General features: G+C 69.3%; 10 protein-coding genes. 4 read left to right on the top strand and 6 right to left on the bottom strand.

Going from position 1 to position 12,470, the window contains the following annotated elements; genetic code table 11:
- Nucleotides 1-11 precede the first annotated feature (11 nt).
- Nucleotides 12-1,244, bottom strand: coding sequence for an NAD(P)/FAD-dependent oxidoreductase (locus tag ACFWX1_RS15110; protein WP_378387735.1), 1,233 nt, complete (start codon nt 1,242-1,244; stop codon nt 12-14).
- Between the two features lie 137 nt (nt 1,245-1,381).
- Nucleotides 1,382-2,179, bottom strand: coding sequence for an IclR family transcriptional regulator (locus ACFWX1_RS15115; RefSeq protein WP_378387567.1), 798 nt, complete (start codon nt 2,177-2,179; stop codon nt 1,382-1,384).
- Nucleotides 2,180-2,330: 151 nt separating this feature from the next.
- On the opposite strand from ACFWX1_RS15115, the gene ACFWX1_RS15120 reads away from it, so the two are divergent.
- Nucleotides 2,331-3,680, top strand: coding sequence for a nucleobase:cation symporter-2 family protein (locus ACFWX1_RS15120; RefSeq protein ID WP_378387569.1), 1,350 nt, complete (start codon nt 2,331-2,333; stop codon nt 3,678-3,680).
- A 44-nt stretch (nt 3,681-3,724) separates the two neighbouring features.
- On the opposite strand, the gene ACFWX1_RS15125 is transcribed toward ACFWX1_RS15120, so the two are convergent.
- Nucleotides 3,725-5,668, bottom strand: a complete 1,944-nt coding sequence (locus tag ACFWX1_RS15125; RefSeq protein WP_378387571.1) for an amino acid transporter — start codon at nt 5,666-5,668, stop codon at nt 3,725-3,727.
- Between the two features lie 67 nt (nt 5,669-5,735).
- A complete protein-coding gene (locus tag ACFWX1_RS15130; protein ID WP_378387573.1) occupies nt 5,736-6,263 on the bottom strand; it encodes a hypothetical protein in 528 nt (175 codons plus the stop codon).
- Nucleotides 6,264-6,414: 151 nt separating this feature from the next.
- On the opposite strand from ACFWX1_RS15130, the gene ACFWX1_RS15135 reads away from it, so the two are divergent.
- Together ACFWX1_RS15135 and ACFWX1_RS15140 are read left to right on the top strand one after the other, a co-directional pair.
- On the top strand, nt 6,415-7,179 hold the full coding sequence (locus ACFWX1_RS15135) for a rhomboid-like protein (RefSeq protein WP_378387575.1): 765 nt from the start codon (nt 6,415-6,417) through the stop codon (nt 7,177-7,179).
- A 214-nt stretch (nt 7,180-7,393) separates the two neighbouring features.
- Entirely contained in the window at nt 7,394-10,156 is a 2,763-nt protein-coding gene (locus tag ACFWX1_RS15140; protein ID WP_378387577.1) for an EAL domain-containing protein, read from the top strand.
- A gap of 12 nt (nt 10,157-10,168) precedes the next feature.
- On the opposite strand, the gene ACFWX1_RS15145 is transcribed toward ACFWX1_RS15140, so the two are convergent.
- Together ACFWX1_RS15145 and ACFWX1_RS15150 are read right to left on the bottom strand one after the other, a co-directional pair.
- Nucleotides 10,169-10,975 (bottom strand): SDR family oxidoreductase, encoded by an 807-nt coding sequence (locus ACFWX1_RS15145; protein WP_378387579.1) that lies wholly within the window; start codon nt 10,973-10,975, stop codon nt 10,169-10,171.
- 19 nt (nt 10,976-10,994) lie between these two features.
- A complete protein-coding gene (locus ACFWX1_RS15150; protein ID WP_378387581.1) occupies nt 10,995-11,828 on the bottom strand; it encodes an arylamine N-acetyltransferase in 834 nt (277 codons plus the stop codon).
- Nucleotides 11,829-11,890: 62 nt separating this feature from the next.
- Here ACFWX1_RS15150 and ACFWX1_RS15155 point away from each other — a divergent pair, with 62 nt between their 5' ends.
- A complete protein-coding gene (locus ACFWX1_RS15155) occupies nt 11,891-12,283 on the top strand; it encodes a hypothetical protein (RefSeq protein WP_378387582.1) in 393 nt (130 codons plus the stop codon).
- The last annotated feature ends 187 nt before the right edge of the window (nt 12,284-12,470 follow it).

Genomic DNA, 12,470 nt, shown 5'->3' on the forward strand with positions numbered 1-12,470 from the left:
CCTGGTACTTCTCAAGCCGCGGACAGCGACTTCACATGAGCCTTGAGATCGAAGCCGCTCGCTTCCAAGTCCGCATAGGACGGACGCGGCCGCGCGGTGAACAACCTCCGCGCGGCGATGTGGACGGGCGGCTGGTTCACCGATTCGACGGCGATCAGCACACCGTCGCGAAAGGACAGTACGGAGAACTTCCCCGCCGCCCGGTCGCCGGTGAGCACGGTCTTGTCGGCGTCGGCGAGGATGCCCGCGATCTGGAGCTTCGCACCCGACTGGTCCGTCCAGAACCACGGCAGGCTGTCGTAGGGCAGTTCCTCCCCCGCGATCACCGCCGCGACACAACGGCCCTGATCGACGGCGTTCTGCACGGATTCGAGCCGCGTCGCCGCCGTTCCCGCCTGCACACAAGGGAAATTCGCGCAGTCGCCGATGGCGAAGATCTTCTCGTCGGCGGTGCGCAGCCGCGCGTCGACGACGATCCCGTTGGCCACCTCGAGTCCGGCCGCTTCGGCGAGCGACGTCTCCGGCAGCACGCCGACGGCGACCACCGCGAGGTCGGCGGGCAACCGCCTGCCGTCGGTCAGCTCGACCGACTCGACGCGTTCCGTGCCGTGCAGCGCCGCGACACCGGTTCCCAGCAGCACGGTGTGCCCCGACTTTTGGTGCAGTTCGGCGAAATACGCGGAGATCTCGGGCGAGGCGACCCGGGCGAGCAAGCGATCCTGTGCCTCGACGATCGTCACCGGACGCCCCGCGTGCGCGGCGAATTCGAGACCGATGAACCCGCCGCCGATCACGACGACGTTCTCCGCCCGCGCGAGTTCGTCACGCAGCCGGTCGGCGTCGTCGCGCGTGCGCAGCGTCAGCACACCCGCGAGGTCCGCACCCGGCACGGGCAGCCTGCGGTTCCGCGCCCCGGTGGCCAGGACCAGGTGGTCGTAGCCGAGCGAGCTTCCGTCGTCGAGGACGACGCGGGAACCGACGCGGTCCACCTCGGCGACGCGGCCGCACACCAGCTCGATGTCCTTCTCCGCGAAGAAGTCCTCCGGTCGCAGCCGCAACTGCTCCGGCCCGGCGACGCCGGTCAGGTAGGCCTTCGACAACGGCGGCCGCTGGTACGGCACGCCGGACTCGTCGCCGACAAGTACCACGCGACCGGGAAAACCCTTGTCCCGCAAGGAAGCCGCGGCTTGGAAACCGCTCTGCCCCGCCCCGGCCACGACGACCGTGGACTGCTCCGAACCCATCATTTCTCCCGTCTGCTCAGCCGCACCAGAACCCATCTGAGCACATCGGGCTGGAGCCGTCGAGGCACGCGGGAACGCCCTCAGCTTGCGACAGGCCGTAGGCACGACGCAGCCGCACTTCCACTGAGTGGAAGCCTTCAGTGTGTCTCGCGCCGGGCGTCCCCTGACACCCGCAGCGCCCGCGGCGCACCGAGAACCCGGGAGATCCCGCGCGCGGCGGCCACCACCGCCGGCACGAGCGTGCGCGGATCGGTGCCCTCGGCCGGGACGACCACCGAGATCGACGCCGCCACCGTGTCGTCCTGCCCGTACACGGGCGCGGCCACCGAGACGGCGTCCAGGTCGATCTGCCGGTCGCTGATCGCGTAGCCGTCACGCCGGACGTCGGCGAGCGCACGCCGCAGGCGGTCCGCGGAAGCGATCGTGTTCACGGTGTACCGCTTGAGCGGCGCCACGAGTACCTCCTCCTGGACCTCGGCGGGGGCGTGCGCGAGCAACACCAGGCCGACCCCGGTGGCGTGTACCGGAAGCCGCCCGCCGGGCCGGGACCGGACGCCGACCGCGCCACGGCCGGAGATGCGCTCGACGTAGACGACCTCCGGGACGTCGAGCACCGCGAGCTGCACGTTCTGGTGCGTCGCCTCGTACAGGTCCTCGAGGAACGGCATGGCGCTCTCGCGCAGTTCGGCGTCGTGCGGGGCGAGCGAAGCGACCTCCCACAGCCACAGTCCGACGCGGAACCGGCCGTCCTCGTCGCGGGCGAGCGCGCCGCGCCGGACGAGCTCGCCCGCGATCCGGTGGGTGGTGGACAACGGGAGACCGGCCCTGCGGCTCAGTTCCGACAGCGTGAGCTCCGGTCGCTCGGCGGTGAACGCGCCCAGCACGTCGAGCACCCGCTCCACCACCGATGGGGGTTGGCTCGCGTTGTGCCGCATGTGGGTATTCAAGCGTATCGGCGCGTGCCCCGGCGGACCGTCCAAGCGGGACCTTCGGTCGCCCGTAACAACACTGATGACACATAAGCGCATTGCTAGCGTCATCTCCGCCGCGTTTGCTGTGGACTCGCGCGTGTCTGAAGGGACGACCATGACGAAATCCGCGACCCATCCGGTCGATCGAGGACTCCCTGCTGGGCGGCTGACGCTGCTCGGGCTGCAGCACATGTCGATCATGTACGCCGGTTCGGTCGCCGTGCCGCTGATCGTCGGCGGCGCGCTGAAGCTCGACACCGCGACGATCGCGCTGCTGGTCAACGCCGATCTGCTGGTCGCGGGGATCGCGACGCTGGTGCAGGCGATCGGGATCGGGCGCATCCTCGGCATCCGGCTGCCGGTGGTGGCGGGCGCGACGTTCAGCGTGGTCAACCCGATGATCATGATCGCCGCGCAGTACGGGCTCACCGCGGTGTACGGCGCGATGCTCGCGTCCGGGGTGTTCGGGATCCTCATCGCGCGGCCGTTCGCCAAGATGATCCGTTTCTTCCCACCGCTGGTGTCCGGCACGCTGCTGCTGGTGATCGGCGTTTCGCTGGTCGGCCCCGGCGCCGGGATGATCGCGGGCCACGACACGGAGTCGCCGGATTACGCGAAGCCGTCGAACATCCTGCTCGCGCTCGGGGTGATCGCCGTCGTCGTGCTGTTCACCCGCGTACTGCGCGGGTTCGCGAACCAGATCGGCCCGCTGATGGCGCTCGCGCTCGGGTTCGTCGTGGCGATCCCGATGGGCCTGACGCACTTCGACGGCATCGCGAGTGCGAGCTGGTTCGGCCTCGCGACGCCATTCCACTTCGGCGCGCCGACGTTCCCGGTCGCCGCGGTGCTGTCGATGTGCGTGGTGATGCTGGTGACGCTCACCGAGTCCACCGCCGACATGGTGGCCGTCGGCGAGATCACCGGACGACGTCCCAGCGACGCCGACCTCGCCCGCGGCCTGGCCACCGACGGCCTGTCCGCGGTGCTCGGCGGGTTCATGAACTCCTTCCCCGACACCGTCTTCGCGCAGAACGTCGGCCTGGTGCAGATGACCGGGGTGCGCAGCCGCTGGGTCGCGGCGGTCACCGGCGGGCTGCTGGTGGTGATGGGCCTGATCCCGAAGGTCGGGGCGTTCGTCGCGGCAATCCCGGAGCCGGTGATCGGCGCGGTCGCGGTCGTGATGTTCGCGATGGTGGCGGCGGTCGGCGTGCAGAACCTGAAGAAGGTCGAATTCTCCGGTAACCACAACACGTTCGTCGTCGCCGTGGCGCTCGGCGTCGGGCTGTTGCCCGCGTTCGCGCTCGACCATCTCGGGAACTCGATCTTCTTCAAGCACTTCCCGGCGTGGCTGCAGACGATCTGCGGCAGCCCGATCACGGTGACCGCGATCGTCGTGTTCGGCCTGAACCTGCTGTTCAACCACCTCGGGAAGCGCGCCGATCCCGATCTGCTCAAGGCGCCGTGAGCTGAAGGGGACTTTCCTCGCACGGCATGCGACGAAAGTCCCCTTCAGCCCACGTGGACCAGCGGGCGGCGCTGCTGGTCGGGTTCCGCCCGGCGCAGTACCTCGCGGGTGACCGGCGGGACGTCGCCGTCACCGAAGAACAGGTACCGCCCGATGAACTTGAACGGGTTGCCCTCGGTCCAGGCGAAGTAGACGTGCGGCCGTTTCCCGGTCTCGTCGCGGATGTGCAGCAGGATCGCCGCGATGGCGTTCGCGATGGACGGGCTCTTCACTCGCAGGATGCGGTAGCCGTACCGCTTCTCACCGCGCACCCGCAACGTCGTCTCGAAATCCGAGGCGTCGCTGATGGTCACTTCGAGGAAGATCAGCGCCGAGTCGTTCGGGATGTTGTTGTCCTCGCGGGCTTCCTGCTCCTTCTCGCGGTACTCGGTCTCGTCGCGCGCGTCCGGCTCGTTGGCGATGATCCGGATCTCGCCACTGCGCACCGCCTTGTCGAGGATCCGCTGGGCGGCGGCGTCGAAGTCGACCTCCTCGACCCGCAGTTCCAGTGACCGGGTCGCGCGCGAGATCAACGACGTCAGCACGATCGCGACGATGAAGAAGCCCGCGATCTTCACGCCGTCGGGACGTTCGATGATGTTGACGACGGTCGTGTAGGCGAAGATGACCGTGATCACCAGGTACGCGATGAACGCCTTCCGCTGCCGCGCACGCCGCGCGGACAGCGTCACCGCGACCGCCGCCGACGAGATCAGGACCAGCACACCGGTCGCGTACGCGCCTCCCTGCGCCTCCACGCTCGCGTCGAAGATCCAGGTGATGACGAACGCGATGACGCTGACGACGATCACCAGCGGCCTGCTCGCGCGGGCCCAGTCCGGCGCCATGCCGTAGCGCGGCAGGTACCGCGGCACGATGTTGAGCAGCCCGGCCATCGCCGAGGCACCGGCGAACCACAGGATCGCGATCGTGCTGATGTCGTAGAACGTGCCGAAGACGTCGCCGAGGTAGCTGTGCGCCAGGAAGGCCAGCGCGCGGCCGTTCGCCTGGCCGCCTGCCTCGAACTGGTGCTGCGGGATCAGCACGGTGGTGGCGAAGCTGCTGGTGATCAGGAACGCGCTCATGATGAGCGCCGCGGTGACCAGCAGGCGGCGGGCGTTGCGGATGCGCCCGGCGGGTTCGGCGTGCGTGTCGTCCGGCAGGCCTTTGACCAGCGGCATCACCGACACGCCTGTCTCGAACCCGGACAGGCCGAGTGCGAGCTTCGGGAACACGATCAGCGCGACGCCGATCATGAGCCACGGGTTCGGATGCTTCGAGACCAGCAGGTCCTGCCAGCTCACGATCAGGTCCGGGGCGGCGAAGACGTGCCACAGCGAAACGACGACCACGACGACGTTGAGCGTCAGGTAGACGCCGACGAGCGTCACCGCGACGCCGATCGCCTCGGCGAACCCCTTGAGGAAGACCCCGCCCAGCAGCGCGATGAGCACCGTGGTGATCAGGACTTCCTTGCCGTGGAAGAACGACGGGACGAACGGGTTCTCCGTGACGTGCGCGGTGGCGTCCGCGGCCGAGAGCGTGATGGTGATGACGAAGTCCGTGGCGACGAAGCCGAGCAGCACGAGTACCAGCAGTTTGCCGCTCCACCACGACAGCAGTTTCTCCAGCATCGCGAGCGAGCCCTGGCCGTGCGGGCTCTCCTTCGCGACGCGCCGGTAGATCGGCAACGCGCCGCCGAGCGTCAGCAGGACCAACACGATCGTGGCGAGCGGCGACAGCACTCCCGCGGCCAGCGCGGCGATCCCCGGCTGGTAACCGAGCGTGGAGAAGTAGTCCACACCCGTCAGGCACATGACCTTCCACCACGAATGTTCGTGGCTCTTGACCGTCTCCCGGTTACCGCCCTTGAGCTGCTGAGCCCGCTTGGGCGAACCTTCCAGCAGCCAGGCACGCGCACGCGAGCCCGGCCGCGTTTCCACCGTCACCGTCCGTGTCCTCCCGATAGGCACTCGGCGGTTTTCCCCGCGTCAAGATCCCATCATGGCCGTACGTTCAGCAGAACGGCCACAGGATGGGGCAGGGCTCCGGCTCCGATGTGCGTGTCGTGGGCGTCGTGGGGTGAGGCGGCGTGGAGGGCGGAGTCGTCGTGCCGGTAGTCCTCGGCGGCGGGTCGTCCCGGGGTGTCGTGCCCGCGGTCGTCGGCCCTGGCGTGGTCGCACCGGTCCAGGTCGTGGTGCCGCTGGTGGTCGTCGACGACGTGCTGGACCGCGAACTCCCCGATGTCGTGTCGACCGTCCCTCCGCCGGTACCGCCCTCGGTGGTTTGGGGCGTGTTGCTCTCGTCCGCGCCGCCCGCTCCCGACGTCCGGTGCGGCATGTCGATGACGCCGATCTGGTCGTTTTCCTTGGCGTTGTCGTGTTTCGGGCCGTTGAACGCGACGAGGACCGCGGCCGTGCCGCAGCCGATGACGACGGCGAGCATGACCGCGACGACCCGCCAGCGCGACCGGGGCGGCGGGGGAACGCGTTCGCCCCAGCCCTCGCGTTCGAGCAGCTCGGTTACCAAAACCTCGTGCTTCACCCTGGGGCCCCTCCACCATGAATGTGGTGGTCTTCCTACCGGAAAAAGCACCCGAATGGGTGAGTATTGCCGAAAATTATCACTCCGGATCGTGATCGGTGCCCGGTTCGATCACAGCTGATTCACAGCTGAGCGTAGGAATACTCCCAGGATGACCGGCGACGCTGGATCCATGCTGATGCGCGCCGGACGGCCGGGCCCCGCCCGCGCCGGCCTGCGTACCCTCGCCCGGCTCGTTCCGACACCGCGGTCGACGCCGTTCACCTTCGGCTATCTGGTGCTCCTGCTCGGCACCACGTTGCTGGTCAGGTTCGGCGAGCCGAAGGTGATCGGGAAGCTCCTCGCCCTTTCCAGCACCGACGCGCACAACCTCTGGCGCCGCCCGCTGGTTTCGCTGTTCGCGAGCGCCTTGTGGCTGTCCGACGGCGGATGGCTCGCCTACGCGGCGATCTTCGCCGTCACCGTCGCCCCGCTGGAACGCCGGTTCGGCGCGGGACGCACCGCGATCGTGTTCTTCAGCGGTCATGTCCTGGCCACACTGGCCACCGAGCTGCCGGTGATGGCGCTCATCCAGAGCGGGGCGCTGCCGTCGTCGGCCGGGCGCTGGCTCGACATCGGCGTCAGCTACGGGTTCTTCACCACCGCGGGCGCGCTGGTGTTCCTGTGCCGCGGGCGGCTGCGGATCGCGGCGCTGGTGGCGATGGAGCTGTTTCTGGTCGCCGTCTACGTCACCGACGACCCGGTGGGCCTGGACTCGGTCGTCACCCTGCTCGGCCACACCATCGCCGCGCATTTCGGACTGCTGTTCTGGGGCCGTGGGCTCAGCGCGCCGCCCCCGCCGCCTCCACCACCGGCCGGCGACGGCGCTCCCGCACCGCTCCTGCCCACATCGGACCAGTTGGTGGCCACTCGCTGACGAAAACCGGGCAAACACACCGGTGGCGACCAAAGTCCGGAAGCGGAATCCAATGGATATACACCGGGATCGGTCGGTGGTGTAATCGACGGGCCACAGCGCCAGTAGATACCAAACAGACCGAAAGTAAGCGGTTCAGGCAGGTCGGCAGGTCACCAGGGCCTGCTTACTTTCAGTCTCATCGGTATGCCGACCAGGGGAGACCGGACGCACTATGGAGGCAGACTCACGCGGGGTGACCGCCATGGGTGAGCCGGCGGTCCCCACCGCGAGGAGCGGAGCCGGGCACGACCTGATCGCCGATCTGGTCGCCGCCGCCGGCTCCGGGGTGATCTTCTCCCTCGATCTCGCCGCGTCCACCCTGACCTGGATGCCGGGCCTCGACGCGGTGCTCGGGATGGCGGGCGCGACCGCCGACGACCTCTGTGGACGGCTCACCGGATTGCTCGAGCCGCTCGCCGCCAGCATCCGGAACGCGCCGCCGGGCCGCGACTTCGAGCTGGAGCAGTCGGTCGAGACCACGGGCGACCGGCCGCCGCGCCGGGTCCGGCTGCGCGTGCGCACGGTCGGCCACGACGACCGGACCGCGGGCCTGCTCGGCGTCGCGTGCGCGGTCACCGACGATCGGGCGCCGGGCGCGGACCTGGCCGACCTCGCCGAGCGCTACCGCGTCATGGTGGAGCTGAGCCCCGACGCGATCTGCGTCCACGAGGACGGCGTCGTCACCTACGCCAACCGTGCCGCGCTCGACCTGCTCGGCGCGGACGAGACCAAACAGCTCGTCGGACGGCCGTTCACCGATTTCGTCGCCGAAGAACCCCACGACGAACCGGCGTCGGCCGCGGGGACCGCGACGACGATCGGGCCGGTGGAGGCGGTGCTGAAACGCCTCGACGGCAGCACGGTCTCGGCCGAGCTCGTCTCGGTGCGCACGCACAACGCGGGAAAGCCCGCGTTCCAGGTCGTCATCCGCGACATCACGGCGCGCAAGGCCGCCGCCGAGGCACTGCGCTGCCGGGCCGCGCTGGTGAGCCGCGTCAGCGACGCGATCATCACCACCACCCCGCACGGCGTCGTGACCAGCTGGAACCCGGCGGCCGAGGCGGTATACGGCTGGACGGCCGACGAAGCGCTCGGCAGACCCGTCACCGAGGTCGTCGGGGCGCCGGCAGACCTGGCCGAGCTGTGCCGGTCCGGCGGGCTGGCCGAGGCGACGCACCGGCGCCGTGACGGCGCGGCCCTCGCCGTGCGGGTGTCCGCGGCCGAACTGGCCGGGAGCTACGTGCTGGTCTGCGCGGACGAAACCGAGCGACGGCGGGCGGAACAGCATTACCGCACGGTGGTCGCCGCGCTCGACGAAGGCGTGCTGGTGACCGGGCCGGACGGGCTGGTCGAATCGGTGAACCCGGCGGGCTGCCGGATTCTCGGCATCGCCGCGGCCGACCTCGTCGGCCTGCCGAGTCACACGCTCATGCTGTTCGACGAAGACGGGGCGCGCATCTCCGCCGAGGACACGCCATCGGTGCGCACGCTGCGGACCGGGATCACCCAGAACGGCAAGGTGGTGCGGCTGCGCAGGCCGGACGGCAAGGACGTCTGGGTGTCGCTGACCTCGCGGCTGCTCAGCCCGGAGGACCCGGCGCGGATGTCGGTGGTCACCTCGTTCACCGACATCACCGAGCGGCGCGCGATCAGCGCCCGGCTCGCGCACGACGCCACGCACGATCCGCTGACCCGGCTGGCGAACCGGACGCTGGTGCTCGACCGGCTCGACCGCCGCGCCCACGACCGGCCGACGTCGGTGCTGTTCCTGGACCTGGACAAGTTCAAGGTCATCAACGACTCGCTCGGGCATTCGGTCGGCGACCAGGTCCTGCGCATCGTCGGCGAACGGCTGCGGCGGTGCACCGGCGGCGACACCGTTGTCGGGCGGCTCGGCGGCGACGAGTTCGTGCTGGTCACCGGCGAGGTGACCGGCCACGACGACATCCGCGCGCTGGCCGAGCACGTGCGCACGGTGCTGAGTGAGCCGATCGGTGTGCACGGCAGGCAGTTGCACCTCGACGCCAGCATCGGTGTCGTGCTCGCGGCAGGCGACGACCGGCGCAGCGCCGAGGATCTGCTGCGCGACGCCGACGTCGCGATGTACCAGGCCAAGACGCTCGGCCGCGGCCGTTACGAGTTCTTCGACGTCGCGCTGCGCGAACGGTTGCAGCGGCGGCTGCGGATGGAACAGGACCTGCGGGACGCGGTACAGAACGGCCAGCTGTGGCCGGCGTATCAGCCCGTGGTCGATCTGCGGTCCGGCGAGATGGTCGCGGTCGAGGCGCTGCTGCGCTGGACGCATCCCACCCACGGCGCGATCCCGCCCGGCGAGTTCATCCCGCTGGCCGAGGAGAGCGAGCTGATCAACGTCATCGGCAAGCACGTCCTGAAGGCCACCACCCGCGAGCTGGCCGGGCGGCGCTCGGCGCAGGGCCTGGACCTCCACCTCAAGGTGAACCTTTCGGTGCGCCAGCTCGACGACCCGCACCTGGTGACCGCGGTGCAGGACACCCTGCTCGCGACCGGCCTGCCGCCCGGCGCGTTGTGCCTGGAAGTGACCGAAAGCGCGCTGATGCGGGATCACACCGCGGCCGCCGAAGTGCTGACCTCGCTGCGTGAACTGGGCGTACTGCTCGCGATCGACGACTTCGGCACCGGCTACTCGTCACTGGCGCAGCTGCGGCGGCTGACCCTGGACACGCTCAAGATCGACCGCTCGTTCATCACCGGCATCGCCGAATCCCGCGACGCGGCGGCGATCGTGGCCAGCATCATCGCGATGGCGCACGCCGTCGGCCTGACCGTGGTGGCCGAGGGCGTCGAGACCGCCGATCAACTGGACCTCCTGCGCGAGCTGGGCTGCGATCAGGCACAGGGGTATCACCTCGGCAGGCCCAGCGCGGCGACCGAACTGTTCGGCGCCGCGCTGTAAAACCGTTGGCGCTCAGGCGAAATCGGCGGTGTGCGCGGCAGCCCACTCGGCGAACGTCGTGCCGGGACGACCGGTGATCTCCTCGACCGAGCCGGTCGGGAGCACCGGGTTCTCGGTGAACCCGCGCAGCACCGTGTCGACGTACCAAGCGGCGGTGTCCCCCATCGTCGGCGTCAGCGCCTCGACCGTTTCCTCCGGCGAGACATGGAGAAACGGGATCTCCCGCCCCAGCGCGACACCGAGCTGCCGGACGAGTTCGGTGCGGGTCAGCTTTTCCGGCCCACCCAGTGAATAAGCCTTGCCGACGTGCCCATCCCCCAGCAGCGCCGTCGCCGCGACCCTGGCGATGTCGTCCATCGCGATGGGCGCGCTCGCGGTGTCCGGGTAGGGCTCACGGACCGCGCCGGTCCGCCGGATCTGCTCGGCCCACATCGTCGAGTTCTCCATGAAGTCGGCAGGCCACAGGTGCGTCCAGGGGAGCCCGCTGGCCTCGACCGCCCTGGTCACGTCGCCCCACCACCCCTCCGGCTCGCCGGAAAGATCGACGACGTGCCGGACCCCGGCGTCGCGTGCCAGCTTCAGCACTTCGACGACCGTGTCCGGCGTCGGCGCCAGGTACACACTTTCGACGCCTTCGAACGCCGCGGGCAGCGTCTCGACCCGTCGCAGGTAGCCCTCTGCCACCTCGACCCCTGCGGGCAAAGCGGCCTTGCGCGGATTGTTCGTCAGCGCACGGATCTCGTGCGCCCCCATCCCCAGTAGGTGATCGACGACCATGCGTCCGATGTTCGCGGTGGCTCCGGTGACCAGAATCGCCATGACTCCACTGTGCCAGCGATCAGTACCGTTCGAGCAGCGCCGCCAACTCCTCCGACGTCAACTCGATGTCGAGCTGACGCAGCGCTTCCCCGAGTTCGCCGGGAGCCACTTCGGTTTTCTCCTCCGTGCCGTCGGGACGCCGGACGGTGAGTTCGTGGCCGACCAGCTGCCTGCTCAGGCCCGGTTCCAGCCGCATCACCACGAGCTGCCCGGTGAACGGCGACCGCGGGTGCGTGGACGTGTAGTGGTGGTACACCTCGTAGTCGATCGGGCTGCTCGGGTTCGGGGTGAAGGCGTGCAGGTCCTCCCATTCGTCGCCCTGCTGCTTCTGCAGCGTCCACCAGCCTTCGCGATGCGTGAGCCGGTGTGGCCAGCCGGCCTGGTCGACGATGGCGCCGTCGACCAGCGGCATCGGCTGCAGCATTCCCGCGCCGAACCCGACATCGACGAGGTGCCACACGCCCTCGGCCTCGACGAGCAGCGACATGTGCGTGTACGGCCCTGGCCGCCGTGGTTGCACGCGCGCCACGATCCGGCGCACCCGGAAGCCGAGGCGTTGTTCGGCGGCCGCGGCGAAGAGGTGGGCGTGCTCGTAGCAGTAGCCCCCGCGCTTCTTGCCGACGAGTTTGTCCTGGACGACGTCGAGCGAGATCCCGCGGTGCTGCTCCAGCAGGACGTCGACGTTCTCGAACGGGATGGCGAGGACATGTGCTGTCGCGAGGTCCCGCAGGGCCCGCGCGGTCGGTTTTCCGGGCCGCTCGATCCCCAGCCGCGCGAGGTAGGCGTCGACGTCGAGGGCATCGATGTGCCAGTCGACCGCTGTTTCCGTTGACTGTCCGGCAAGTGTGCTCATGCCTTCACTCTCGTACCTAGAGTCAACTGGAGATCAAGCCCCGCTTCCGCTGAAGGGCCCCGATGTTCATCCGCTACCAGAGCACAACCGCCGACAACCGCGGCGTCTTCCCCGGCATCTTCAAACTGGTCAACGGCCTGTCGAAGGCCGGAAAACTCACCCCGGCACAAGAAGCCTTCCGCCGCGAGACCAATGCCTGGTACGACGCCGCCTACACCAACCCCACCACGGTCGACCCCACCCTCTACGACTGGCACCACAACCCCGGCGCCGTCGCCTGGTTCAAACCCACCGCAGCGCACCTACTGGAACGCATCCCCGGCTACCTCGAGATCCTGGACACCCACAACATCCCCTACGAACGCCAAGAATCAGCCACCCCAGGCAAAATCATCTACGAAGACGAGCACCAGATAATCGCGGTCCCAACGCACCCAACCCACGAAGGCAACTGACAGACGCACGAAAGCACCCAACGCACGAAAGGCAACGAACACACGAAAGGCGACCACAACGTGGGGGGTCCGGGGGGCGAAGCCCTCCCGGGCGGGGTGGGGGGGGGGGGGGGGCCGCCCCACAGCTCACCCCCCCCCCCGCGGGCTCGGGGGGGGGGGGGTGAGCCGCGGGGGGCGGTGTGTGCGC

Source organism: Amycolatopsis sp. NPDC059021 (genome assembly GCF_042739895.1).
Taxonomy (GTDB): domain Bacteria; phylum Actinomycetota; class Actinomycetes; order Mycobacteriales; family Pseudonocardiaceae; genus Amycolatopsis.